The following is a 25,118-nucleotide window of genomic DNA, read 5'->3' on the forward strand; positions in this document are numbered from 1 at the left end:
CTCCCGGTCCGCCGGCCGGCGGCAGAACTGCGGAGGGCCGCTCCCGCGTCCCTCCTCAGGGGTTCCCGTGAGGGCGTGCGAGAGCCGTACGGGCGTCTCGCCGCGACCGGAGGGTAAAGCGTAAAGAAAGTCCACAAATGCACGGAACCGACGTGTTACGCACCTCATCTAATCCTTCAGCAGTTTGTATGGGCTTGAGATAAAACGACCGCAGATGGGGACGGTATGCGCGACATCAATCGAAGGGGCCTGCTCGGCGCGGGACTCGGGGCCGCAGCCGCGATCGGACTCGCCGCCTGTGGCACGTCGGGCTCCTCCGGTGACGGAGGGTCCGGCCGGGGCGGCACGGGCACGGGCGGCTCCGGCACCGGAGGCAACGGCAGCGGCAACGGCGCGCCGAAGGACAAGGTCCGGCTGATCGGTGACGGTTCGACGGCCGACACCGGCAAGCAGCCGCATCAGCCCGAAGCCCCCGTCCCCCTCGAACCGGGTCAGAAGCCGCCGCAGTTCGTGATCTTTTCCTGGGACGGTGCGGGCGAGGTCGGCAACGGGCTCTTCCCGCGCTTTCTCGAACTCGCCAAGGAACACGACGCGGCGATGACGTTCTTCCTCTCCGGGCTCTATCTGCTTCCCGAGGCGAAGAAGTCGCTCTACCGCCCGCCGAACAACCCGCGCGGCGCCTCCGACATCGGCTATCTCTCCGACGACCACGTCAAGGACACGCTGAAGTACGTCCGCCAGGCATGGCTGGACGGCCATGAGATCGGCACCCACTTCAACGGGCATTTCTGCGGCGGTTCCGGATCGGTGGAACGCTGGACCCCGGCCCAATGGCACAGTGAGATCAATCAGGCTGTGTCGTTCGTCACGGAATGGCGGACCAACACCGGCTGGAAGGACGAGGAGCCGCTTCCGTTCGACTACCGCAAGGAACTGGTCGGCGGCCGCACCCCCTGCCTGCTCGGCCAGGACAACCTCCTGCCGACGGCGCGGAAGCTGGGCTGGCGCTACGACGCCAGCTCGCCCGGCGGCCGCCAGACCTGGCCCGTGAAACGCGGGGGCGTCTGGGATCTGCCGCTGCAGGCGATGCCGTTCCCCGGCCACTCCTTCGAGGTGCTCTCGATGGACTACAACATCCTCGCCAATCAGTCGCACAATTCGACCAAGGGCATGCCCTCGCGCTATCCCGGCTGGCGCAAGCAGGCGACCGACGCCTATCTCGCCGGATTCCAGCGCGCCTACGAGTCGAATCGCGCGCCGTTCTACATCGGCAACCACTTCGAGGAGTGGAACGGCGGTATCTACATGGACGCCGTGGAAGAAGTGATCAAGAAGATCGCGGGCAAGGACGACGTACGTCTCGTCTCGTTCCGGCAGTACGTCGACTGGCTCGACGCCCAGGATCCCGCCGTGCTCGCCAAGCTCCGGACGCTGGAGGTCGGACAGGCGCCCGCGGGTGGCTGGAACTCCTTCTTTAAACAGGCTTGACAAGGGGCTTTACGGGCACCGAGGGGGGCGCGCAGATCGCCGGAAACTGCCATGCGAAACTTTTCACATGAGCTTTGGCCGCGCGTCCCGACGCCGCTTCACCCTGCTCGCCGCCACCGCCGTGGCCGGTGCCCTGACGCTGTCCGCGTGCGGCGGCGGCAACAAGGCCGGGGGTGGCGGCAACACCAACTTCATCACCGGCAGCGGGGGCATCTCCACCGTCGCGAAGGCGGACCGGGTGGCCGCGCCGAAGCTCGACGGCACCAGCCTGGAGGGCAAGCCGCTCGACCTCGCCGACTACCGGGGCAAGGTCGTCGTGCTCAACGTCTGGGGCTCCTGGTGCGGCCCCTGCCGACTGGAGGCGAAGTACTTCGCGCAGGTCTCCGAGGAGACCAAGGACCAGGGCGTCCAGTTCGTCGGGATAAACACCCGGGACCCCGAGCGGGACAAGGCGGTCAACTTCGAGAAGGACTACGGGGTGACGTACCCGAGCTTCTACGACCCGATCGGCAAGCTCATCCTCCGCTTCCCCAAGGGCACCCTGAACCCGCAGGCCATCCCCTCCACCGTGGTCATCGACCGGGACGGCAAGATCGCGGCCCGCACGCTCCAGGGGATCAACGGGGACGAACTGCGCGAGATGATCGACCCGATCATCGCGGAGAAGTGATCCGGTGATCCCCCTCGCCGCCCACCACGAGACCGTCACGCTCGCCGCGACGAACAGCACCGTGCTGTCCGGGGCGCTGCTGCTCGCCCTGCCGCTCGCCCTGCTGGCCGGCCTCATCTCCTTCTTCTCCCCGTGCGTCCTGCCGCTGGTCCCCGGCTACCTGAGCTACGTCACCGGAATCAGCGGCACCGACCTGGCCGACGCGCGCCGGGGCCGGGTGGTGGCCGGCGCCTCGCTGTTCGTCCTCGGCTTCACCGTGGTGTTCGCCTCCACCGGCGCGCTCTTCGGCTACTTCGGCCAGGAGCTCCAGATGCACGCCGAGGTGCTCAACAAGGTCCTCGGCGTCCTGATGATCCTCATGGGCGTCTTCTTCATGGGGCTCCTGCCGGGCGTGACCCAGCGCGAGTTCCGCTTCCACAAGCGGCCGGTGACCGGGCTGGCCGGCGCACCGCTGCTCGGCGCCCTCTTCGGGATCGGCTGGACGCCGTGCATCGGCCCCACCCTCTCCTCCGTGCTGGCGCTCTCCACCCAGAGCGCCACCGCCGGACGCGGCGCGCTGCTGACCGTGGCGTACTGTCTCGGACTCGGCGTCCCCTTCGTCCTGGCCGCGGTCGCCTTCCGCAAGGCGCTCGGCGCGTTCGGCTGGGTCAAGCGCCACTACGCATGGGTGATGCGGATCGGCGGCGGCATGATGATCGTGACCGGAATCCTGCTGCTGACCGGTGCGTGGGCCACGCTCATGCAGCACATGCAGAGCTGGTCCAGCGGCTTCGTTGTAGGGATCTGAGTTCATGAGCAACACGAACAGCACCGACGAGCGCGAGCGGGAGTCCGCCCACGGCACGGCCGCTGAACGGCTCTCCACCGCCCCCCGCGAGGAGGCGCCGGAGAACGACGCCGGACCCGGCGGCGCACCCGCGATGAGCGTGATCGGCTGGGTGCGCTGGTTCTGGCGGCAGCTCACCTCGATGCGGGTGGCGCTGATCCTGCTCTTCCTGCTCTCCCTCGGGGCGATCCCGGGGTCGCTGATCCCGCAGACCAGCGTCGACGACATGAAGGTGGAGGCCTTCAAGGGGCGGCACCCCACGCTCACCCCGGTCTACGAGGCGCTCCAGCTCTTCGACGTCTACAGCTCGGTGTGGTTCTCCGCGATCTACATCCTGCTGTTCGTCTCGCTCATCGGCTGCATCGTGCCCCGCACCGGCCAGTTCGTCGGCCAGCTCCGCAGCCGCCCGCCGGGCGCGCCGAAGCGGCTGACCCGGCTGCCCGCGTACACCACCTGGCGCACGGAGGCCGAGCCCGAGGAGGTGCGCGCGGCGGCCCTCGCGGTCCTGCGCAAGCGGCGCTTCCGCAGCCACGAGGCGGGCGACGCGGTCGCCGCCGAGAAGGGCTATCTCCGCGAGGCCGGGAACCTGGTCTTCCACGTCGCCCTGATCGTCATGCTGATCGCCTTCGCCGCCGGGCAGCTCTTCAAGTCCGAGGGCGGCAAGCTGGTCGTCGAGGGCGACGGCTTCTCCAACACGCTCACCCAGTACGACGACTTCAGGTCGGGCTCGCTCTACGACTCCGACTCGCTGGCCCCGTTCAGCTTCGTCCTCGACGAGTTCGTCGGTACGTACGAGAAGAGCGGCCCGCAGCGCGGCACCCCGCGCACCTTCGAGGCCCGGGTGACCTACACCGAGGGGGCCGAGGGCGCCGAGCGCAAGGACGTCATCAAGGTCAACGAACCGCTCGTCGTGGACGGCACCAAGGTCTATCTCATCGCCCACGGCTACGCGCCCGTCGTCACCGTCCGCGACGGCAGGGGCAAGGTCGTCTCGAAGTCCGCCGTCCCGCTGCTGCCGATCGACAACAACATCACCTCGTCCGGCGCGATCAAGGTGATGGACGGCTACAAGGACAAGAACGGCGACAAGACCCAGCTGGGCTTCAAGGCGTTCTTCGTGCCGACCTTCGCCGGCCAGGGCAAGGGCCAGATGTTCTCGCAGTTCCCCGCGCTGGACTTCCCCGTGCTGGCACTCAGCGCCTACCAGGGCTCCCTCGGTGTCGACTCCGGGCTCGCGCAGAACGTCTACCAGCTCGACACGTCCAAGATGAAGGAGTTCAAGGACGAGGACGGCGAACTCCTCAAGAAGCTGCTGATGCCCGGCGAGAAGCTCGACCTGCCCGACGGCGGCGGATCGATCACCTTCGACGGCGTCGAGGAGTGGGCCAGCTTCCAGATCTCCCAGCAGCCGGGCAACGGCTGGGCGCTGGGCGGATCGGTCGCCGCCATCGCCGGACTCGCCGGATCGCTGTTCATCCAGCGCCGCCGGGTGTGGGTGCGGGCGGTCCGGGGCGCCGACGGCGTCACGGTCGTGGAGATGGCGGGCCTGGGCCGCAGCGAGTCCGCGAAGCTCCCCGAGGAACTGGGCGACCTGGCGGCCGCCCTCGTCACGACGGCGCCCGTCGCCCCCGCCGCCCCGGAAGCGGACGCGGCTCACGAAGCGGACACGCCGGACGGGTCCGGCGCGACCGACGCCACCAACGAGGCCGGGAGCCGGCCCGTACCACCTGCCGAAGCACCTGCCGAAGGGGCTGAGAAGTGAATCTCGCCGCCGCAACCAACGAGAGCCTGGCCGAAGCCAGCAACGTGCTCATCTACTCGTCGATGGCCGTCTACACCCTGGCTTTCTTCGCGCACATCGCGGAGTGGGTCTTCGGCAGCCGCAGCAAGGTCGGCCGCACGGCCGCCGCGCTGTCCGCCTCCCCGGCCGCGGCCTCCGCCGCCCCCGCGGTGAAGGCGCAGGCCGGTGGCACGGCCGTGCTGGAGCGGCCCGAGGTCATCACCCGCTCCGCCGCCGGCATGCGGGACGTGCCCGACGGGCCGGGTGCCGCGGGCGGCACGTTCAAGGGCGACCTGTACGGCCGGATCGCGGTCTCGCTGACCGTGGTGGCCTTCGTCGTCGAGGCGGGCGGGGTCATCACCCGCGCCCTGTCCGTGCAGCGGGCCCCCTGGTCCAACATGTACGAGTTCTCCATCACCTTCTCCACGGTGGCGGTCGGCTCCTACCTGGTGCTGCTCGCGCTGAAGAAGAACGTCCGCTGGATCGGCCTTCCGCTGGTCACCACCGTTCTGCTGGACCTCGGCATCGCCGTCACCACGCTCTACACCGACAGCGACCAGCTGGTGCCGGCCCTCGACTCGTACTGGCTGTGGATCCACGTCTCGACCGCGATCCTCTGCGGCGCCGTGTTCTACCTCGGCGCGGTCGGCTCGATCCTCTACCTCTTCCGCGACAGCTACGAGAACAAGCTCGCCTCCGGCGGCACGCCCGGGAAGTTCGCGTCCTCGGTGATGGAGCGGTTGCCCTCGGCGGCCTCGCTGGACAAGTTCGCGTACCGGATCAACGCGGCCGTCTTCCCGCTGTGGACGTTCACGATCATCGCCGGGGCGATCTGGGCGGGCGACGCCTGGGGCCGGTACTGGGGCTGGGACCCCAAGGAAGTCTGGTCCTTCATCACCTGGGTCGCCTACGCCGCCTACCTGCACGCCCGCGCCACCGCCGGCTGGAAGGGCCGCAAGGCCGCCTACCTGGCGCTCGTCGCCTTCGCCTGCTGGCTGTTCAACTACTACGGCGTGAACATCTTCGTCTCCGGCCTGCACTCCTACGCCGGGGTCTGAGCGACCCGCGCACGACGCGAAAGGCTCCCCGGACACCATCTGTCCGGGGAGCCTTCCGCGTCCGTGGCGGTGCGCCGTCAGGACGCCGGTGGGGTCCTGTCGTCCGGGCTCGTGCCGCCGTCGCGACGGCCCGGCTCCTCCTCGGCCTCGGATTCCGGGGCAGGCTTCCGGTCCTCCTTGAGGGACTTGAGGAAGTCCGGGTTGTCGTCCGGGGCCACCCACTGCTGCCGCCTGCCGCGCTGCCACGAGGAGGGCCCGGCTCCCCCGGCCCGGCCGCGCCGGTTCTTGCCGGCGACGAGCCAGACGACCGGGCCGACGATCCAGAACAGCAGGATGATGAAGACCCAGGCGATCTTCGGCAGATGCTTGGTGTCCTCCTCCGTGGTGTTCAGGCAGTCGATGAACGCGTAGATCGTCAGAGCCAGCGGGACGATGAACATCAGGGCTCTCATGGTGCGTCCCCCAGGAAGTGGCGGCGGGCGGGACGATTGCCCCGTATCGCCGCCAGGGTACCGGCTCGTCGGCGCGGATCCGGGGCGCGGTACGGGGGAGCCCCGGCGGGCCCGCGGGGGCGGGGATGACAAACTGGACCGCATGGCTTACGACGATCTTCGCTCCCTGCTCCGGGCTTTCGAGCGCGATGGTGATCTCAAGCGCGTCAAGGTCGAGGTCGACCCCCACCTGGAGGTCGGCGAGATCGTCGACCGGGTCAACAAGGCGGGCGGCCCGGCCCTGCTGTTCGAGAACGTCAAGGGGTCCTCGATGCCCCTGGCCATGAACGTCTTCGGCACCGACCGGCGCCTGCTCAAGGCCCTCGGGCTGACGTCGTACAGCGACATCAGCGACAAGATCGGCGGTCTCCTCAAGCCGGAGCTGCCGCAGGGCTTCGTCGGCGTACGTGAGGCCTTCGGGAAGCTCGGCTCGATGGTGCACGTGCCGCCGAAGAAGGTGAAGTCCGGCGACGCGCCCGTCCAGGAGACCGTCCTGACCGGCGACGACGTCGACCTGGACCAGCTGCCCGCGCTGTTCACCTGGCCCGAGGACGGCGGCTCGTTCTTCAACCTCGGCCTCACCCACACCAAGCACCCCGAGACCGGCGTCCGGAACCTGGGCCTCTACCGGCTCCAGCGCCACGACAAGCGCACCATCGGGATGCACTGGCAGATCCACAAGGACAGCGCCAACCACTACCAGGTCGCGGCGAGGCGCGGTGAGCGGCTGCCCGTCGCCATCGCCTTCGGCTGCCCGCCGGCCGTCACGTACGCCTCCACCGCGCCGCTGCCCGGGGACATCGACGAGTACCTCTTCGCCGGGTTCGTCCAGGGCAAGCGGATCGAGATGGTCGACTGCAAGACCGTGCCGCTCCAGGTCCCCGCGCAGGCGGAGGTCGTCATCGAGGGCTGGCTGGAGCCGGGCGAGATGCTGCCGGAGGGCCCCTTCGGGGACCACACCGGCTTCTACACCCCGCAGGAACCGTTCCCCGCGCTGACCATCGACTGCGTCACCATGCGCAAGCGGCCGCTGCTCCAGTCCATCGTGGTGGGCCGGCCGCCGACCGAGGACGGGCCGCTGGGCCGGGCCACGGAGCGGTTCTTCCTGCCGCTGCTGAAGATCATCGTGCCGGACATCGTGGACTACCACCTCCCCGAGGCGGGCGGCTTCCACAACTGCGCGATCGTCTCGATCGACAAGAAGTACCCGAAGCACGCCCAGAAGGTGATGAGCGCGATCTGGGGTGCGCACATGATGTCGCTGACCAAGCTGATCGTGGTCGTCGACGCCGACTGCGACGTCCACGATCTGCACGAGGTGGCCTGGCGGGCGCTCGGCAACACCGACTACGCCCGCGACCTCACGGTCGCCGAAGGACCGGTCGACCACCTCGACCACGCCTCCTACCAGCAGTTCTGGGGCGGCAAGGCGGGCATCGACGCGACGAAGAAGCTGCCCACCGAGGGCTACACGCGGGACGGCGGCTGGCCGGAGATGGTCGTCTCCGACCCCGAGACGGCGGCGAAGGTCGACCGCCGCTGGAAGGAATACGGGCTGTGAGCAGTGCGGCAGAGGCGGCGTCCGTCCAGGGCCCCGCGCCCTCCAGCGGCAAGGTGAAGGCCTTCCTGCGGCTCGTGATGATCGAGCACTCGGTCTTCGCGCTGCCCTTCGCCTACATCGCCGCGCTGACCGCGATGTTCCAGCTGGACGGAACGATCCACTGGGGTGTCCTGCTGCTGGTCACGCTGGCGATGGTGGGGCTGCGGACGTTCGCGATGGCCGCCAACCGGATCATCGACCGGGAGATCGACGCCCGGAACCCGCGCACCGCGGGCCGCGAGCTGGTGACCGGCGCGGTGTCGGTGAGGTCCGCGTGGACCGGCGCGATCGTCGCGCTGGCGGTCTTCCTGGGCGCCGCCGCTCTGCTCAACCCGCTCTGCCTGGTGCTCGCGCCGGTGGCCGTCGTCCCGATGGTGGTCTACCCGTACGGCAAGCGGTTCACGAACTTCCCGCACGCCATCCTGGGGCTCGCGCAGGCCATCGGACCGGTCGGCGCCTGGCTCGCGGTGACCGGCAGCTGGTCGTGGGACGCGGTGATCCTCGGGCTCGCGGTGGGGATCTGGATCGGCGGCTTCGACCTGATCTTCGCCTGCCAGGACGTGTCCGCCGACCGGGCGCACGGGGTGCTCTCCTTCCCGGCCCGCTTCGGGATCCCGGCCGCGCTGTGGGGCGCGCGGGTCTGCCACGCGGTCACGACCGGGCTGCTGGTGTGGTTCGGCCTGGCCACGGACGCCGAGCTCTTCTACTGGATCGGCATGGTGATCGTCGCCGTGGCGTTCGTCTACGAGCACCGGGTCGTGCGGCCGCACGACCTGTCCCGGCTGAACCGGGCGTTCTTCTCGGTGAACGGCTTCATCGGCATCGCGCTGTTCGCCTGCGCGCTGCTGGACCTGCTGGTGCGGGGCCTGACCCCCTGACCCCCTGACGCCCTGGCCTCCTGACGCCCTGGCCCCCTGACGCCCCGAGGACCGGCGGGTCGGCTCAGACCGTGACCAGGTTGTCCGGGCCCCGGCGCGTGGGCGGGCGGCGGAAGAGGAACGCCGCCGCCACCCCGCCGATCAGCCCGAACAGATGCCCCTGCCAGCTGACGCCCGACTGCGTCGGCAGGACGCCCCACAGCAGCGAGCCGTAGACCACGGCGACGCCGATGCCTATGAGGATGTCCCAGGGGCGGCGGTCCACGAAGCCGCGGACCAGCAGATAGCCCAGCAGCCCGAAGACCACGCCGGACGCGCCGAGAGTGATCGTGTTCTGCGGGGCGGTCAGCCAGACGCCGAGGCCGCTGGCCACGATGATCGTGCACACGACGGCGGCGAACCGGCGGAGCCCCGCGAGGGCGGCTATGAAGCCGAGGACCAGCAGCGGGACGCTGTTGGAGGCCACATGCTCCCAGCCGCTGTGCAGGAACGCGGCGGGCACCACGTCGCGCAGCTCGGACAGCTCGCGCGGGCTGATGCCGTACGTGTCCAGCGCGTGGCCCGTGGCCACGTCGATCCCTTCGAGGGCCCACAGCAGGGCCACCCAGCCCGCCATCAGGAGCCCGGCGGTCAGGGCACGCGCGCTGCCGGTGGTGCCGCGGTCCGCGGTGCGGTCGGTGGTCCAGAAATCGCCCATGGTCTGCCCCTGCCCCCGGGTTGCCCGTCATCCGGAGAACGTCTGCGGCGCCCGCCCGGTTCCGGGTGCCGCGCGCGGAGGGCCGCCGGATAGGCTCGCGGATGTGGAATCCAGGACTTCAGTGACTCAGCAGCGGCGGCGGCCTTGGATTGTCGGGGTGTCGGGTGCTTCGGGTACCCCGTTCGCGGCCGCCGTCCTGCGCGGGCTCCTGGCGGCCGGCGAGAGCGTGGACCTGGTGGTCAGCCGGGCCTCGCGCCTCACGCTGCTGGACGAGACCGGCATCGCGTTCCGGGACGGGCACTGGCGCGAGGACCTGCGGGCCTGGCTGGATCGTGGCGCCGACGGGAAGCCGGACGCCTTCGCGGTGGGGGACGCGGAGCTGGAGCGCGTACGCCACTGGCCGGCCGGTGACCTGGCCGCCGGACCGTCCTCCGGGTCGTACCCGGCGAAGGGGATGCTGATCGTGCCGGCCTCGACGGCCTGTGTGGCCGGAGTGGCGCTCGGTCTGTCGAAGGATCTGCTCCAGCGGGCCGCGAGCGTGACGCTCAAGGAGCGCCGCCCGCTCGTCGTCGCGGTGCGTGAGACTCCGCTGAGCGGCCAGACGCTGAAGCAGATGGTGGCCCTGGACGAGGCGGGCGCGATCGTGCTGCCCGCCTCTCCGGCGTTCTACGCGGGCGCGACGCACATCCAGGACCTGGTGGATTTCGTCGCGGGGCGGGTGCTGGACGCGGCGGACGTGCCGCATCGCCTGTACCGCCGCTGGGAGGGAGAGCTCGGTGGCGGCTCCCGCAGCCCGGAGGGCTGAGAGGTCCGGGTCAGCGCTTCTTGTGCGAGCGCGGGGAGCGGGTCTTGTCGACGCGGTGCGCGGCGGCGGGCTGGTGGGCACGCGAGCGGTTGGCCAGGTCCTGCAGCTCGCGCATCCGGGCGTAGGCCATCTCGATCGTGTACACGGTGAAGTTCACTCCTGAAGATTCGAAAGCGTTTCTTGGATGTTCTAGAAGATTTGCAGGGTGTCGACCCTGCATGCCTTAGATTCTACACGTAAACTCGCGGTACTGCTGAACAATGGAAGGTTTCAGTCATATGGACGCGGTGGACAGGCAGCTCATCCAGGCCCTGAGAGAGAACGGCAGGGCCTCGTACGCCGAGCTGGGACGGCTCGTGGGGCTCTCCGGGCCCAGCGTCACCGACCGCATCAACCGGCTGGAATCCGCCGGTGTCATCACCGGCTACCGGGCCACCGTCGACTCCGCTTCGCTGGGGCTCGGCGTCACCGCGCTGATCGGGATCTCGCTCTCGGACGCGACCGACCACGAGGACGTGGCGCACCGGCTGAAGGACCTCGCGGAGATCGAGGACTGCTGGTTCATCGCGGGCGACGACTCGTACATGCTCAAGGTCCGGGTGGGTGATGTGGACGGCCTGGAGAAGACGATCCGCCGGCTCAGCGGCACGAAGGGCGTCTCGCGGACGCGGACGACGATCGTGCTCTCCACCAAGTGGGAGGACCGGGTCGGGGAACTCCCGGAAGAGGCGTAGCGGCGGAGCGCCGCGCAGGGGGCTCCGCCCGCCCGGAAGGCGGGGGAGTACCGTGGTCGGAGCCTGATACACGGAACCATGGGAGGCGGACGGGTGGACGCGGGACTCAAGCGCGAGCTGGAGGAGAAGGTCCGGGCCGGCGAGCGGCTGACCCGCGAGGACGGGATCGCCCTCTACGCGTCCGACGACCTGGCGTGGCTGGGCGGTCTGGCCCACGAGGTGCGCACGCGCAAGAACGGCGACGTGGTGCACTTCAACGTCAACCGGCACCTCAACATGACGAACGTGTGCACCGCCTCGTGCGCGTACTGCTCGTTCCAGCGCAAGCCGGGCGAGAAGGACGCGTACACGATGCGCATCGAGGAGGCCGTCCGCCTCGCCAAGGCGATGGAGAACGAGAACCTCACCGAGCTCCACATCGTCAACGGCCTGCACCCGACCCTCCCGTGGCGCTACTACCCGCGCTCGCTCAGCGCGCTCAAGGAAGCCCTGCCGGACGTGGCGCTGAAGGCGTTCACGGCGACGGAGATCCACCACTTCGAGACGATCTCCGGGCTCTCGGCCTCCGAGATCCTCGACGAGCTGATCGAGGCCGGTCTCGAATCGCTGACCGGCGGCGGCGCGGAGATCTTCGACTGGGAGGTCCGCCAGCACATCGTCGACCACCGCACCCACTGGGAGGACTGGTCGCGCATCCACCGCCTCGCGCACGAGAAGGGGCTCAAGACCCCCGCGACGATGCTGTACGGGCACATCGAGGAGCACCGGCACCGCGTCGACCACGTGCTGCGGCTGCGGGAGATGCAGGACGAGACCGGCGGCTTCCAGGTCTTCATCCCGCTGCGCTACCAGCACGACTTCGTGGACATGAAGGACGGCAAGGTCCGCAACAAGCTCCAGGCGCGCACGACGATGGCGACCGGTGCGGAGGCCCTGAAGACCTTCGCGGTCTCCCGTCTCCTCTTCGACAACGTGCCGCACGTCAAGGTGTTCTGGGTGATGCACGGCGTGCAGACCGCCCAGCTCGCGCTCCAGCACGGCGCGGACGACATGGACGGCTCGGTCGTCGAGTACAAGATCACGCACGACGCGGACGACTTCGGTACGCCGAACAAGCTCGGCCGTGACGATCTGCTGGACCTGATCCGCGACGCCGGTTTCCGGCCGGTCGAGCGCAACACCCGGTACGAGATCCTGCGCGAGTACCCGGGCCCGGACGCCGGGCTGCGCGAGTCGCCGCAGCCGATGCGCGTCTGACCCGTACGCCCGGACCCTTCGTCACGGGACCGCACCCCTGGGTGCGAAAAGCCCCGGCCGCCGTTCCCGGCCGGGGCTTTGTCGTGCTCCGGACGGGGTTGAGCCGCGTCCGGCGTAATGGTTAGGGTTGCTTTATGGCCCTTACTTTCGAGCTGGACCCCTCGTTCACTCCCGCCCTCCGCGACGGCATCACCGCCCTGTGGGCCGAGGTGACCAACGCGGGCGGGGCCGTCGGCTTCGTCCCGCCCGTCACCCCCGGGGAGATCCGGCCCGAGCTGCTCAAGCACCTCGCAGCCATGGAGAAGGGGACGGTCAGGCTGCTGGTCGGCCGGGACGAGGACGGCGCGGTCGTCGCCACCGCGTTCCTCACCCTCAACACCCACCGGCTGATGAAGCACTGGCTGTGGCTCTACACGGTCATGGTCCACCCCCGCCTCCAGGGCCAGGGGCACGGCCGCGACCTCATGGCCGCCGCCGCCGACGCCGCGCGCTCCATCGAGGGCATCGAGGCGATCCGGCTCACCTGCCGGGGAGGTGTCGGGGCCGACCGCTTCTACACCGCCTGCGGCTACAAGGAGGTCGGCCGGGTCCCGGACGCGATCCGCGTCGCTCCCGGCGACGACCGCGACGACATCATCATGCTGCTGCCGCTCGGAAGCCCGGCAACCCCCTGAACCGAGAGAATTCGGGCCATGCTTCACTGGACGGGCAGAAGTGTGCCGACCGTCCACGGGAAGAGAGGGCCAGCCGTGTCCGCTGCCAAGCCGAGCGCGTTGATCCGTTACACGGCGTTGCGCCTGCTGATCTTCGTCGGCTGTTTCCTCGTCGCCGGTGTCGCCGTCCACTTCGGGCTGATCCCGTCGGGCCTCGGCGGCTCCAACGCGATCTGGGTGATCCTCCTCGGCCTCGTCCTCTCCGCGCCGCTCAGCTATGTGCTGCTGCGCAAGCAGCGCGACGAGATGTCCGAGCAGATCGTCGCCGGCGTCGACCGCACCAAGGCGCGCCTGGACGCCAACCGCACCCGCGAGGACGCCGTTCAGTAAGGTTCCTCACACGCGCCCCGCGCGCCCCCTCCCTCTCCGCCGGTCCCGGTACCGGAGCAAACCGCTCCGGTACCGGGACCGCGGCGTTGTCCGGGCACCCGTGCGGGCGGGACCGCGGGCCCCGGGGCCAAAAGAAAGACTTTGAGCTTCTCAAAGTTCAAGTGTTAACGTGTTCGACGTGAAGACAGCTGTGCGCCTCCGCCATGCCGCGAGCATCCCGCTCGTGGCGCGCCGGCATGTCGATCTCTGCCGCTGTATGTCCGCGGTCTGTTGCCGCGAGGTCTGATTCGGCATCATGCGGCGGCGCCGCCCCTCGACGCGGGCGCCGCGACCCCGTCCCCGTTCCACCGCACGACCGCACGGATGACGTCCGTGCGTCCCGATGCGTCCTCACTGGAGTGTGTCCGTGTCCGCGAATCCCGCGTCCACCGCCCCCGAGGCCGAGCAGCCCACCGGCTCCGGCTCCGGGGCCGGGTCCCGTCCCCGTATCCCCAAGGTCCCGTTCTGGGCCCAGATCGTCACCGGTCTGGTCCTCGGTGTGCTGCTCGGCTGGCTGGCCCGCAGCCAGGACCTCGGCTGGCTCGTCACCACCCTCGACGAGATCGGCTCGCTCTTCGTCCAGCTGCTGAAGCTGGCCGTCGCCCCGCTGGTGTTCTTCGCGATCCTGGTGTCGATCACCAACCTCCGCCAGGTCAACAACGCCGCCCGGCTGGCCACCCGCACCCTGCTCTGGTTCATGGTCACCTCGCTGATCGCGGTCGCGATCGGCCTCACCATCGGCCTGATCACCAACCCGGGCTCCGGCACCGGCCTCACACCGAAGGACGGCGCCCTCTCCGAGACGAAGGGCAGCTGGATCGACTTCCTGACCGGCATCGTCCCGGGTGATGTGATCACGCCGTTCACCGAGCTGAACGTGCTCCAGATCGTCTTCATGGCCGCCGTCGCCGGTATCGCCGCCCTCAAGCTCGGCGAGAAGGCCAAGCCGATCCTCACGCTCAGCCAGGCGGTCCTGGAGCTGCTCCAGAAGGCCCTGTGGTGGGTCATCCGCCTCGCCCCGATCGGCACCGTCGGTCTCATCGGCTACGCCATCGCCGACTACGGCTGGGACCTCATCGGCAAGTACGCGACGTTCACCGCCGACGTCTACATCGGCTGCGCCCTGGTGATGTTCGGCGTCTACCCGCTGCTCCTCGCCACCGTCGCCAAGATCAGCCCGCTGCAGTTCTTCAAGGGCGCCTGGCCCGCGATCCAGCTCGCCTTCGTCTCCCGCTCCTCGGTCGGCACCATGCCGGTCACCCAGCGGGTCACCGAGCGCCTCGGCGTTCCGAAGGAGTACGCCTCCTTCGCCGTGCCGTTCGGCGCGACCACCAAGATGGACGGCTGCGCCGCGATCTACCCGGCGCTGGCGGCGATCTTCATCGCGCAGATCTTCGACGTGCAGCTGGGCATCGGCGACTACCTCCTGATCGCCTTCGTCTCGGTGATCGGCTCGGCGGCCACCGCCGGTCTCACCGGCGCGACGGTCATGCTGACGCTGACCCTGTCCACGCTGGGCCTCCCGCTGGAGGGCGTCGGCCTCCTCATGGCGATCGACCCGATCCTGGACATGATGCGCACCGCCACCAACGTGGCCGGCCAGGCGCTGGTCCCGGTGATCGTCGCGGCCCGCGAGAAGATCCTCGACCACGACGCGTACAACTCCGCCTCGTCCTCCCCGGTGGACTCCTTCGGCGACGACGCCGGCCGGGACGGCGCCGACCGCGACGAGGTCCGCGACACGGAGCCGAGGGCCGCGGTGCCCGCGACCGCGTAGCGCCCCGGCCGAGCCGGCAGCGCCCCCGGGCCACGTCCCCGTGACGTGGCCCGGGGGCGCTGCATTGTCTCCCGGCCGTCCCCGGCTGCCCCTCGGGCCGTGAGAACGGTGGTTTCAGCCAGCGGAACGGGAGTCGAGGCCCCTTTCCTGCCCATATGTCCCTCGGCGTGCGACCGGTACCGGCCACCTCTGCGTGGTCCAGACCATTGACTTGACCTGCCCGCTCCTCCTAGCGTGACCGTTGCCCGGGGCCGAGATCGCGGGGAGGCCGGAACGCGCCACTGCCGCCCCCTGCGCTGCTTTCTGACGACCCGTCGGCACACGCGTCCGGTGCTGCCCGCCGTCCTCGGCGGTGCGTCGCCGACGGTCGGTACACAGGGGAGCACCGCACATGATCGGTACGGCAGGTGGGGCCACGGCGGGCACGGGCGACGCCCTCGATCCGACGGGGGCGGGAGGCGGGGAAGGGCCCGGCCTCCCCCTGAGCCCGGCTCAGGAACGCCTCTGGTTCCTGGGGCAGTTGGACCCCGACGACGCCTCGTACAACATCCCGCTCGTGCTCCGCCTGACCGGCCCGCTCGACGAACCGGCCCTGCGCGCGGCGTTCGACGCGACGGCCGCCCGGCACGAGGCCCTGCGCACCCGCTTCCCCGGCCGGGACGGTCGCCCGGTCGCCCGTGTGGAGCCGCCCGCTCCCGTCCCGGTCGAGCGTGCCGATCTGCGCCGCCGCCCCGGGGACGCGCCCCGGCTGCTCGCCGAGCGGACCAACGCCGCCTTCGACCTCGCCCGCGGTCCGCTGCTGCGGGTGACCCTCCTGCGGACCGCGGACGACGAGCACCTGCTGTGCCTCGTCCTCCACCACATCGTCGCCGACGGCTGGTCGCTGAACCTGCTGCGCAGCGAGCTGGCCACCCGGTACGCCGCCCACCTGGACGGCCGCACGGCCGAGCTGCCCGAGCCGCTTGCGTACACCGAGTACGCCCGCAGGGAGAGGGAGTTCGCGGCCGGGCCCGAGGCGGACGCGGCAGTGGCCCACTGGCGGGAGCGGCTGGCCGGCGCGCCCGTGCTGGACCTGCGCCCGACCGTCACGGAGGCGGGCGAAGGCGCCGGCGGGGCCTTCCACACCCGGCGGCTCACGGGCGCGGGCCCCGCGGTGGACGCCCTGGCCCGTCAGAAGCGGTGCACCCCGTTCATGGTGCTGCTCGCCGCCTACCAGGTGCTGCTGCACCGCTGGACGCGCCAGGACGACTTCTGCGTCGGGGTCCCCGCGGCCGGCCGGGGCGAGCCGGAACTGGAGGAGGTGATCGGCTACTTCTCCACCACCCTCGTCCTGCGCGCCGAACTCGCGGGAGCCCCGTCCTTCGCGGAGCTGCTGCGCCGGGTACGCCGCTCCGTGCTGACCGGATTCACCCATGACCGGGTCCCCTTCGAGCGGCTCATCGACGCACTGGGCGTCGAGCGGCGGCTCGGCGGCAGCCCGCTCTTCCAGACCCTGCTGACCGTCCACACCCAGGACGAACCGGACCGCCACGCGGCGGAGTTCGCCGGACTGGAGTGCACCGAGGCGGACGGCGGCCACGCGGCCAGCAAGTTCGAGGTGATGCTCGACCTGCGCCGCGAGGGCGACGACCTGATCGCCGTGTTCGGCTACCGCACCGACCTGTTCGACGCCCCGTGGGCGGCCCGGTTCGCCCGGCACTTCGAGACGCTGCTGCGCGGAGCGCTGGCGGACCCGGACACCCCGGTGTCCGGACTGCCGCTGCTCACCGGCGAGGAGGAGGAAGAGCTGCTGGCCCTGGGGACCGGCTGCGCCGTTCCGGAGGCCGGGGCCGAAGCGCTGCCCGCCGTGCTGGACCGGGTGGCGCGGACGTACGGCGACGACCGGACCGCGGTGCGCGACGCGTCCGGGGCGCTGACCCACCGGGAGCTGTGGGAGGCGGCCGGCGCGCTCGCGGTGCGGCTGCGGGACGCGGGGGTGCGGGACGGCGACACCGTCGGCATCCGCCTGCCGCGCGGTGCGCGGGCCATCACCGCGATGCTGGCCGCCTGGCGGGCGGGCGCGGCCTACCTGCCCCTGGACCCGGCCTACCCCCGGGCCCGCCTCGACCTCATGGTCGCGGACAGCGGCGTGCGGGTGGTCGTGGCCGACCCGGACGCGGGGGAGAAGGTGACCGGCGCCGGGGAGGGTGTGCCCGTGACCGGCTGCGGGTTCACGGGTGCGGGGGAGGGTGTCCCCGTGACCGGCTGCGAGGCCATGGGCGACGGGGAGGGCGGCCCCGGGAGCGCCCCCCTCGTGCTCGCACCCGAGGCGCCCGGTCCGGCCGGTGTCCCCGATCCGCGCTGGGCGGCGGGCCCGGACCACCCCGCGTACGTCATCCACACCTCCGGCTCCACCGGCAGGCCCAAGGGCGTCGTCGTCCCGCACCGCGCACTGGCGGCCCGGGTCGGCTGGATGCGCGAGCACTACGGGATCACGGCGGACGACGAGGTGCTGCAGTTCGCGTCGCTGAGCTTCGACACCCACGCCGAGGAGGTCTTCCCCGCCCTCGCCGCCGGGGCCCGCCTCGTCGTCGCCGACGCCGGCAGCACCCTGCCCGACCACCTCCACCTCACCGCCGGACAGGGCACGGGCCCCACCGTCCTGGACCTGCCCACCCCGTACTGGCACGAGCTGGCCGACGACCTCGACACCGTCGCCTGGCCCCCGGGCCTGCGGCTCCTGATCCTCGGCGCGGACCAGGTGCAGCCCGGGGCGGTCGCCGCGTGGCGGGCCCGCTTCGGGGACACCGTGCGGGTGGTCAACTCCTACGGCCCCACCGAGACCACCGTCATCGCCGCGACCGCCGAACTGGGGCACGCCGACGCGCTGCACCGCCCGCCCATCGGCAGCCCGATCGGCGGCACCACGCTCACCGTCTGCGACCCGCTGGGCCGGCTGATGCCGCAGGGGGCGGCCGGTGAGCTCCTGGTCGGCGGGGCCGGGGTGACGTACGGCTACGGCGGCAGGGCGGGGGCCACGGCGCGGGCCTTCGTGCCCGACCCCTACGGCTCGCCCGGCTCCCGCCGATACCGCACCGGCGACCTGGTCCGCTGGCGGGCGGACGGCCGGCTGGAGTTCCTGGGCCGGATCGACGACCAGGTCAAGGTGCGCGGCTTCCGCGTGGAGCCCGGCGAGGTGGAGACCGCTCTGCTGGCCCTGGACGGGGTGGGCCGGGCGGTGGTGACCGTACGGGACGAGGCGCTGGTCGGGTACGTGGTCCCGGAGCGCGGCGGGGGCGGACCGCCCGAGCGGCGCGGCGGGGGCGGACCGCCCGAGCGGCGCGGCGGGGGACGCCGGAGGCCGGGCACGCCCCGGGCGGCCTGTCCACCGGGGCTCTGCGGGCCGCGCTGGCCGCCCGGCTCCCGGCCCATCTGGTCCCGAACTCGCTGGTGGTGCTGGACGCCCTGCCGCTGACCCCGAACGGCAAGGTGGACCGCCCGGCCCTGCCCGCGCCCGAGCGGCGGCCCGACCTCGGACCCGGCTACGTCGCCCCGCGCACCGATGCGGAGGCGCTGGTCGGTGAGGTGTGGACGGAGGTGCTGGGGCTGGACCGGGCGGGCGCGCTGGACGACTTCTTCGACCTGGGCGGACACTCGCTCCTCGCCACCCGCGTCGTCGCCCGGATCCGGGCCGCCGCCGGGGTCGCGGTGCCGCTGCGGACGCTGTTCGCCCACCGCACCGTCGAGGCGTTCGCCGCGGCGGTCGAGGACCTGCTGCTCGCTGAGATCGAAGCGCTGACCGACGAGGACGCGGAGCGGCTTCTCGCGGCCGAGTCCGGCCCGGAGAGAAACGGAACCACCACCGCATGAGCAGCACCGAGACCCGCCCGGCGGACAGCACCCGGGAGCCCACCGCGGGCCCTGACGGCAGCGCTCCTCCGGGCCCGGATGGCAGTGCTCCGGGCTCCGGCGGCAGAGTTTCGGGCCCTGGCGGCAGCCCCTCGGGCCCTGGCGGCAGTGCTCCGGGCCCTGGCGGCAGCCCCGCGGACAGCACCCGGGAGCCCGCTCCGGGCCCTGACAGCAGAGTTTCGGGCCCTGGCGGCAGCCCCTCGGGCCCCGACGGCAGAACCCCGCCCCCCGCAGGGGGACCGGGCGGGCGCGGCGCCGGGGCGCTCTCCGACGCCAAGCGCGCCCTGCTGGCCCAGCGGCTCCGCGGACGCACCCGCCCGGCCGCGCAGACCGTGCCCCGGCGGCCCGGGGGCACCGTGCCTCCGCTGTCGTTCGCCCAGGAACGCCTGTGGTTCATGGAGCAGTTCGCGCCCGGCACCGCCGCGTACAACATCCCGGTCGCCCGCCGGCTGCGCGGCCCGCTCGACCGCCCCGCCCTGCAACGCGCCCTCGACGCGGTGACCGCCCGCCACGAGACGCTGCGCTCGCGCTACCCGGCCACCGACGACGGGCGCCCGGCCCTGGACATCGCCGACCCGGCCCCGTTCGCCCTGTCCACCGCCGAGGCGGACGACGAGGAGCACGCGGCCCGGCTGGTCGACGAACGGGCGGCCCTCCCCTTCGACCTGGTCACCGGCCCCCTGATCACCGGTCTGCTGGTCCGCATCGCCGACGACGACCACGTCCTGCTCCTGGTGGTCCACCACAGCGTCAGTGACGGCTGGTCCAGCGAGGTCCTGGTGTCCGAGGTGCTGCGCGGCTACGCCGCCCACGTCCGCGACGAGCCCGATCCGCTCCCCCCGCTCCCGGTTCAGTACGGGGACTTCGCGCTGTGGCAGCGCGAGCGGCTGACCGGCGGCCGGCTGGCGGACGAGGTCGCCTACTGGGGGCGGGAGCTGTCCGGGGTCCGGCCGCTGGAGCTGCCCACCGCCCGCCCGCGTCCCGAACACCAGACCTTCGACGGGGCCGGCTACGGCTTCGACGTCGACCGGGACCTCCTCGACCGGCTCACCGCCCTGGGCCGGGAACACGGCGCGACCGTGCACATGGTGCTGCTCGCCGCGTTCCAGCTGGTGCTGTCCCGGTTCTCCGGACAACGGGACTTCGCCGTCGGATCACCCGTCGCGGGCCGGCCGGAGCCCGAACTCGAAGGTCTCGTCGGCATGTTCGTGAACGTCCTGGCGCTGCGGGCGCGCCTGGACGGCGATCCGGCGTTCACCGCACTCCTCGCCCGGACCCGGGAGACCTGCCTGGAGGCGTACGCCCACCAGGAGCTGCCCTTCGCCCAGTTGGTCTCCGAGCTGAACGTCGAACGCGACGTGTCACGCTCCCCGGTGTTCCAGGCGGTCCTCGCCGTCCAGAACTACGCCTCGGCCGTACCGGACGCCGAAATCCCCCTGGAGGTCGAGCCGTTCGGGCTGCACGCCGCCGGGACCCGGTTCGACCTCGAACTGTTCCTGATGGAGGGGCCGGGCGGGCTGCGGGGCGCGTTCAACTACAACACCGACCTCTTCGACGAGTCCGCTGTCGCCCGCGTCGCCGACGCCCTGGACCGGCTGCTGCACGCCGTGGCCGACCGGCCCGATCTGCCGGTCTCCGCTCACGACACGCTGGACCCCGACGAGCGGCACCGGCTGCTCGACGCATGGAACGACACCGCCGCCGGCCTGCCGGACGGCGCGACCCTGCCGGGCCTCGTCGCCGCACAGACCGTCCGCACCCCCGACGCCGTCGCCGTCGGCTTCGGCGACGAGACCCTGACGTACGCCGAACTGGACCGGGCCGCCGCGCGCGTCGCCCGGCGGCTGGCCCGGGAGGGCGTCGGCCCGGGAAGCCTCGTCGCGGTCATGGCCGAGCGGTCGCCGGACCTGCTCCCCGGCCTCCTCGGTGTCCTGCGCACCGGAGCGGCCTACACCCCGCTGGACCCCGAATACCCCTCCGAACGGCTCGCGTTCATGCTCGCGGACAGCGCGGCCGAGGTGCTGCTCACCCAGCGCCGGCTGCCGGTGCCGGACGGCTGCGCGGCCCGCGTCCTGGTCCTGGACGACCCGGCCGAGTGGGACGGCGACGAGGACGGCGCGGACCCGGCGGGCCCCGGGCCCGACGACCTCGCGTACATGATCTACACCTCGGGTTCCACCGGGCGGCCCAAGGGGGTGCCCAACACCCACCGGGCGATCGTGAACCGCCTGCTGTGGATGGCCCGCCGATACGGGGTCGGGGCGGCCGACACCGTACTCCAGAAGACCCCGACCGGCTTCGACGTCTCCGTCTGGGAGCTGTTCCTGCCGCTGATCACCGGGGCCCGGCTGGTCCTCGCGCAGCCCGGGGGCCACAAGGACGCCGCCCACCTGCGGGACACCATCCGCCGGCATGGCGTGACCGTCGCCCACTTCGTGCCCGCGATGCTGGACGTGTTCCTCGCCGAGGACGACGTGGAGCGCTGCACCACCCTGCGCCGCGTCGTGTGCAGCGGCGAGGAACTGGCCCCGCACACCGCCCGCGCGTTCACCGCCCGGCTGCCGCACTGCGCCCTCGCCAACCTGTACGGGCCGACCGAGGCGGCCGTCGACGTCACCAGCTGGGAGTGCGCGGGCGACCTCGCGTCGGTGCCGATCGGCGCACCGGTCGACAACACCCGCCTGTACGTCCTCGACGCCGAACTGCGCCCCGTACCCGTCGGCACACCCGGTGAGCTCCACATCGGCGGCCTCCAGGTGTCCGTGGGCTACCACCGCCGCCCCGGCCTGACCGCCGCCCGTTACGTCCCCGACCCCTACGGCCCGCCCGGCACGCGCCTCTACCGCACCGGGGACCTGGCCCGGTGGCGGGAGGACGGGCAGCTGGAGCACCTGGGCCGGATCGACCAGCAGGTGAAGATCCGGGGCCTGCGCATCGAACCCGGCGAGATCGAGGCGGCCCTGCGCGCCGAGGACGGGGTCGCCGCCGCGGCGGTGATCGTCCGCGAGGACCATCCGGGCGACAAACGCCTGGTGGCGTACGTGGTGCCGGACCGGAGCGGGGACGCCGGGCCCGACCCCGCCACCCTGCGCACCGCCCTGCGCCGCACGCTGCCCGACTACATGGTCCCGGCCGCCTTCGTCGCCCTGGACGCACTCCCGCGCACCCCCAACGGCAAGCTCGACCGCCGCGCCCTGCCCGCACCGCAGGCCGCCCGTCGTACCGGCGCGGCGCTCGCCGCCCCGGAGACCGCCACCCAGCAGGTGCTGGCCGCGATCTGGGCGGACATCCTCAACCTGCCCGAAGTCGGCGTCGACGACGACTTCTTCGACCTGGGCGGGCATTCACTGCTCGCCACCCAGGTCATCGCCCGCGCCCGCAAACGGCTGCCCGACGCGGGGGCGCGGCCGGTCAGCGTCATGGACCTCTTCACCTCCCGTACGGTCCGCGAACTCGCCGCCCTCGCCGACCTGGACGAGTCCGAGCGCGGCCCCCGCCACCTGCTCCACCGGCTGACCCGGCCCGCCCCGCCCGGGGAACGGACGCTCTCCTTCGTCTGCGTCCCGTACGGCGGCGGCAGCGCGGTCGTCTACCAGCCGGTCGCCGACGAACTGCCCGCCGGATACGACCTGTGGTCCGTCGCGATACCCGGCCACGACATGGGCGTCACGGAGGAGCACCTGCCCTTCGACGAGCTGGCCGAGAAGATCGCCGCCGAGATTCGCGAACGGGTCGAGGGCCCCGTGGCGCTGTACGGGCACTGCGCTGTCGGCAGCGCGCTCACCGTCGCCGTCTCCCGCCTCCTCGAAGCGGCGGACCGGGAGGTGGAGGCCGTCTACATCGGGGCCCAGTTCCCCTTCGCCCGCCCGCGCGGCCGGGTCCTGGGGCTGCTGAGCCGGATCTCCGCCCTGGACCCCCTGCTGAGCGACCGCGTCTACTTCACCTGGCTGCGCTCCATGGGCGCCGAGGTCGGCGATCTCGACGAGAAGCAGATGAAGTTCATGATCGGCAACATGCGGGCCGACTCCCGGGCTGCCGAGGTCTACTTCACCGAGGCGCTGGCCGAGGTGGGGGCGGGCGGCGCGCTGCTGAAGGCCCCGGTGATCTCGGTGATCGGCAACCGGGACCCGGCGACCGACTTCCACGAGGAGCGGTACCGCGAGTGGCAGATGCTCGCGGAACGCTCGGCGCTGGTGGTCCTGGACGAAGCCGGCCACTTCTTCCTGAAGTACCGGGCGCGGGAACTCGTCGAGATCATCACCCGCACGCATCCGGCGCTCCTGGCCGGCCCGGACGCGGAGCGCGGGCTGCCCCGGGAGGCGGACGGACCGTCCTGGTGGTTCCACGAGGCGAGCGGACGGGACGGCGGACGGACCGTTTCGCGCGACGGCGTACGGACCGGTCCGCGCGACGGCGTGCGGGACGGCGCGGAGGGCGGGGAGCGGGCCGGGGCTCCCGGCGGGCCGGGCGGTCCGCGCGACGGCGTGGAGGGCGCGGAGCAGGCCGGGGCCACCGGCGTACGGACCGGTCCGCGCGACGGCGTGCGGGACGGCGCGGAGGACCGGGAGCGGAACGGGGCCGCCGACCGGCCGAGCGCACGAGCGCCCGGCGGGCCCGGTGACGGACCGCGCGGCGGCGCCCCCGCGCCGGACGGGTCCTCCGCCGCAGGCCCGGCCCCCGGCATGGGCCGCTTCCTGGCCGTCGCCTTCGGCCAGTTGCTGTCCATCACCGGGTCCGCGCTGACCGAGTTCGCCCTGCCGGTGTGGATCTACATGGAGACCGGCTCGATGGGCAAGTACGCCCTCTACGCGGTCATCGGCATGCTGCCCGGCATCCTCGTCGGACCGCTGGCCGGAGCGGTCGTCGACCGGCTCGACCGCCGCAGGGTGATGCTCACCAGCGACATCGTCGCCGGATCCACCCAGGCGGCGCTGCTCACGCTCCTGCTGAGCGGCAACCTCGCCTCCTGGCACATCTACGTCCTGCTCGGCGTGCTGTCGGTGGCGCTCACCTTCCAGCGGCTCGCCTACGCCTCCGCCGTGCCGCAGCTGGTGCCCAAGCAGTACCTCGGCCACGCCAACGGGGTCACCCAGATGGCTTTCGGGTTCGCCCAGTTCATCGTCCCGCTGGCGGCGGTGGCCCTGATGGCGGGGATCGGTCTGAAGGGCATCCTCATCCTCGACGTCGTCAGCTACACCATCGCCGTCGGCGTGCTGTCGTTCGTGAAGTTCCCGAAGACCCTGCCCTGGAAGCGGAAGGAATCGCTGGTCGCGGAGATCAAGCACGGATTCGCCCACTCCTGGCGCAACCGCGGCTTCCGGGCGATGCTCCTGTGGTTCGCGGCCCTGAACATCTTCCTGTCCCCGCTGTTCCTGCTGATCACCCCGCTGGTGCTGTCGTTCGACTCGCTCGCGGCGGTGGCGCGGATCTCGGTGGCCGGGGGAGCGGGAGCCATCCTCGGGGGTATCGCGATGGGCTTCTGGGGCGGCCCGAAGGACCACCGCATGCGCGGCATGCTGGGCCTGGCCGGGCTGCTCGCGCTCGCCTGTGCGCTGGTCGGGGTGCGGGCGGACCTGTGGATCATCGGCATCGGCGCGTTCGGGATGTCCTGCGCCCTGTCCATGGTCAACGGCGTCTACACGACGATCGTGCAGATCAAGGTGCCCCAGCGCTTCCACGGCCGGGTGTTCGCGCTGAACACGCTGGTCGCCTGGTCCACCCTGCCGATCGGACACGGTGTCATCGCGCCGGTGGGCTCGGCGGTCTTCGGCCCGATGTTCGAGGACGGCGGCTCGCTGGCCTCGACGGTGGGGGCCCTGATCGGTACGGGGCCGGGGCGCGGAATCGGCTTCATGTACCTCCTGTTCGGCGCGGCCATGCTGGCGCTGGTGGTCATCGGCCTCCGGCTCCCGGTGCTGGCCCGCTTCGACCTCGACGTGCCGGACGCGCTGCCGGACGACCTGGTCGGCATCCAGGAACGCGACCGCCGGACACGGGCGGCGCACCGGGACGGGACCGAGGCGGCGAAGGACGCACCGGCCACGCTGGAGGCCGCCCGGTGAACGCCGCCACGCCCGGGAGCCGTCC

Annotated in this window: 19 protein-coding genes; 16 read left to right on the top strand and 3 right to left on the bottom strand. The window is 71.8% G+C overall.

All coding sequences use genetic code 11. From position 1 onward, the window contains the following. Positions 1 to 225: 225 nt before the first annotated feature. The 5 genes from KME66_RS19475 to ccsB all read left to right on the top strand — a co-directional run bounded on the left by KME66_RS19475 (position 226) and on the right by ccsB (position 5,822). Positions 226 to 1,488, top strand: a complete 1,263-nt coding sequence (locus KME66_RS19475; RefSeq protein ID WP_216324152.1) for a hypothetical protein — start codon at positions 226 to 228, stop codon at positions 1,486 to 1,488. A gap of 67 nt (positions 1,489 to 1,555) precedes the next feature. Further along, positions 1,556 to 2,158, top strand: a complete 603-nt coding sequence (locus tag KME66_RS19480; protein ID WP_073227934.1) for a TlpA disulfide reductase family protein — start codon at positions 1,556 to 1,558, stop codon at positions 2,156 to 2,158. 4 nt (positions 2,159 to 2,162) lie between these two features. After that, positions 2,163 to 2,945, top strand: a complete 783-nt coding sequence (locus KME66_RS19485) for a cytochrome c biogenesis CcdA family protein (RefSeq protein ID WP_073227938.1) — start codon at positions 2,163 to 2,165, stop codon at positions 2,943 to 2,945. Between the two features lie 4 nt (positions 2,946 to 2,949). After that, entirely contained in the window at positions 2,950 to 4,746 is a 1,797-nt protein-coding gene (locus KME66_RS19490; protein WP_073227942.1) for a cytochrome c biogenesis protein ResB, read from the top strand. Beyond that, entirely contained in the window at positions 4,743 to 5,822 is a 1,080-nt protein-coding gene (gene ccsB, locus KME66_RS19495) for a c-type cytochrome biogenesis protein CcsB (RefSeq protein ID WP_073227944.1), read from the top strand. The genes KME66_RS19490 and ccsB overlap by 4 nt, the downstream gene beginning before the upstream one ends. A 77-nt stretch (positions 5,823 to 5,899) precedes the next feature. On the opposite strand, the gene KME66_RS19500 is transcribed toward ccsB, so the two are convergent. After that, positions 5,900 to 6,262 carry a PLD nuclease N-terminal domain-containing protein gene (locus tag KME66_RS19500; protein ID WP_079185776.1) on the bottom strand — a complete coding sequence of 121 codons (363 nt, stop codon included), beginning with the start codon at positions 6,260 to 6,262 and terminating at the stop codon, positions 5,900 to 5,902. Positions 6,263 to 6,416: 154 nt separating this feature from the next. On the opposite strand from KME66_RS19500, the gene KME66_RS19505 reads away from it, so the two are divergent. Both KME66_RS19505 and mqnP read left to right on the top strand, forming a co-directional pair. Continuing rightward, a complete protein-coding gene (locus tag KME66_RS19505; RefSeq protein WP_073227952.1) occupies positions 6,417 to 7,874 on the top strand; it encodes a menaquinone biosynthesis decarboxylase in 1,458 nt (485 codons plus the stop codon). Beyond that, positions 7,871 to 8,791, top strand: coding sequence for a menaquinone biosynthesis prenyltransferase MqnP (gene mqnP / locus KME66_RS19510; protein ID WP_073227956.1), 921 nt, complete (start codon positions 7,871 to 7,873; stop codon positions 8,789 to 8,791). Before KME66_RS19505 ends, mqnP begins: the two co-directional genes overlap by 4 nt. A gap of 64 nt (positions 8,792 to 8,855) precedes the next feature. Here the strand turns inward: mqnP and KME66_RS19515 are convergent, their stop codons facing one another. Further along, entirely contained in the window at positions 8,856 to 9,488 is a 633-nt protein-coding gene (locus KME66_RS19515; RefSeq protein ID WP_216324155.1) for a rhomboid family intramembrane serine protease, read from the bottom strand. Between the two features lie 121 nt (positions 9,489 to 9,609). On the opposite strand from KME66_RS19515, the gene KME66_RS19520 reads away from it, so the two are divergent. Further along, positions 9,610 to 10,293 (top strand): UbiX family flavin prenyltransferase, encoded by a 684-nt coding sequence (locus tag KME66_RS19520; protein WP_073227964.1) that lies wholly within the window; start codon positions 9,610 to 9,612, stop codon positions 10,291 to 10,293. A gap of 10 nt (positions 10,294 to 10,303) precedes the next feature. Here KME66_RS19520 and KME66_RS19525 read toward each other — a convergent pair whose 3' ends face one another. Next, positions 10,304 to 10,450, bottom strand: a complete 147-nt coding sequence (locus KME66_RS19525; RefSeq protein WP_164873450.1) for a hypothetical protein — start codon at positions 10,448 to 10,450, stop codon at positions 10,304 to 10,306. A 121-nt stretch (positions 10,451 to 10,571) separates the two neighbouring features. Here KME66_RS19525 and KME66_RS19530 point away from each other — a divergent pair, with 121 nt between their 5' ends. The 8 genes from KME66_RS19530 to KME66_RS19560 all read left to right on the top strand — a co-directional run bounded on the left by KME66_RS19530 (position 10,572) and on the right by KME66_RS19560 (position 25,093). Further along, positions 10,572 to 11,027: an Lrp/AsnC family transcriptional regulator gene (locus tag KME66_RS19530; RefSeq protein WP_216324158.1), complete on the top strand. Its 456-nt coding sequence runs from the start codon at positions 10,572 to 10,574 to the stop codon at positions 11,025 to 11,027. Positions 11,028 to 11,120: 93 nt separating this feature from the next. Beyond that, positions 11,121 to 12,284: an aminofutalosine synthase MqnE gene (gene mqnE, locus KME66_RS19535; protein ID WP_216329470.1), complete on the top strand. Its 1,164-nt coding sequence runs from the start codon at positions 11,121 to 11,123 to the stop codon at positions 12,282 to 12,284. Positions 12,285 to 12,418: 134 nt separating this feature from the next. Further along, on the top strand, positions 12,419 to 12,958 hold the full coding sequence (locus KME66_RS19540; RefSeq protein WP_216324161.1) for a GNAT family N-acetyltransferase: 540 nt from the start codon (positions 12,419 to 12,421) through the stop codon (positions 12,956 to 12,958). 75 nt (positions 12,959 to 13,033) lie between these two features. Then, positions 13,034 to 13,327, top strand: a complete 294-nt coding sequence (locus KME66_RS19545) for a DUF4229 domain-containing protein (protein WP_073227977.1) — start codon at positions 13,034 to 13,036, stop codon at positions 13,325 to 13,327. Positions 13,328 to 13,733: 406 nt separating this feature from the next. Further along, the gene (locus KME66_RS19550; RefSeq protein WP_216324163.1) at positions 13,734 to 15,143 is read left to right on the top strand and encodes a dicarboxylate/amino acid:cation symporter; all 1,410 of its coding nucleotides are present in this window, start codon (positions 13,734 to 13,736) and stop codon (positions 15,141 to 15,143) included. A 391-nt stretch (positions 15,144 to 15,534) separates the two neighbouring features. Beyond that, positions 15,535 to 18,597 (top strand): amino acid adenylation domain-containing protein, encoded by a 3,063-nt coding sequence (locus KME66_RS19555; RefSeq protein WP_253208407.1) that lies wholly within the window; start codon positions 15,535 to 15,537, stop codon positions 18,595 to 18,597. After that, a complete protein-coding gene (locus KME66_RS34015) occupies positions 18,573 to 18,992 on the top strand; it encodes a phosphopantetheine-binding protein (protein ID WP_253208408.1) in 420 nt (139 codons plus the stop codon). Before KME66_RS19555 ends, KME66_RS34015 begins: the two co-directional genes overlap by 25 nt. Before the next feature lie 323 nt (positions 18,993 to 19,315). After that, positions 19,316 to 25,093 carry a non-ribosomal peptide synthetase/MFS transporter gene (locus tag KME66_RS19560; RefSeq protein WP_301184514.1) on the top strand — a complete coding sequence of 1,926 codons (5,778 nt, stop codon included), beginning with the start codon at positions 19,316 to 19,318 and terminating at the stop codon, positions 25,091 to 25,093. Positions 25,094 to 25,118: the final 25 nt, after the last annotated feature.

It is taken from the genome of Streptomyces sp. YPW6, from assembly GCF_018866325.1.
Taxonomy (GTDB): Bacteria; Actinomycetota; Actinomycetes; order Streptomycetales; family Streptomycetaceae; genus Streptomyces.

Excerpts from the sequence above, each read along its gene's own strand:
- KME66_RS19540 (WP_216324161.1), top strand. The coding sequence starts at position 12,419 with ATGGCCCTTACTTTCGAGCTGGACCCCTCGTTCACTCCCGCCCTCCGC.
- KME66_RS19475 (WP_216324152.1), top strand. The coding sequence starts at position 226 with ATGCGCGACATCAATCGAAGGGGCCTGCTCGGCGCGGGACTCGGGGCC.
- KME66_RS19515 (WP_216324155.1), bottom strand. The coding sequence starts at position 9,488 with ATGGGCGATTTCTGGACCACCGACCGCACCGCGGACCGCGGCACCACC.
- KME66_RS19500 (WP_079185776.1), bottom strand. The coding sequence starts at position 6,262 with ATGTTCATCGTCCCGCTGGCTCTGACGATCTACGCGTTCATCGACTGC.
- KME66_RS19555 (WP_253208407.1), top strand. The coding sequence starts at position 15,535 with ATGATCGGTACGGCAGGTGGGGCCACGGCGGGCACGGGCGACGCCCTC.
- KME66_RS19530 (WP_216324158.1), top strand. The coding sequence starts at position 10,572 with ATGGACGCGGTGGACAGGCAGCTCATCCAGGCCCTGAGAGAGAACGGC.
- KME66_RS19480 (WP_073227934.1), top strand. The coding sequence starts at position 1,556 with ATGAGCTTTGGCCGCGCGTCCCGACGCCGCTTCACCCTGCTCGCCGCC.
- KME66_RS19505 (WP_073227952.1), top strand. The coding sequence starts at position 6,417 with ATGGCTTACGACGATCTTCGCTCCCTGCTCCGGGCTTTCGAGCGCGAT.
- KME66_RS19490 (WP_073227942.1), top strand. The coding sequence starts at position 2,950 with ATGAGCAACACGAACAGCACCGACGAGCGCGAGCGGGAGTCCGCCCAC.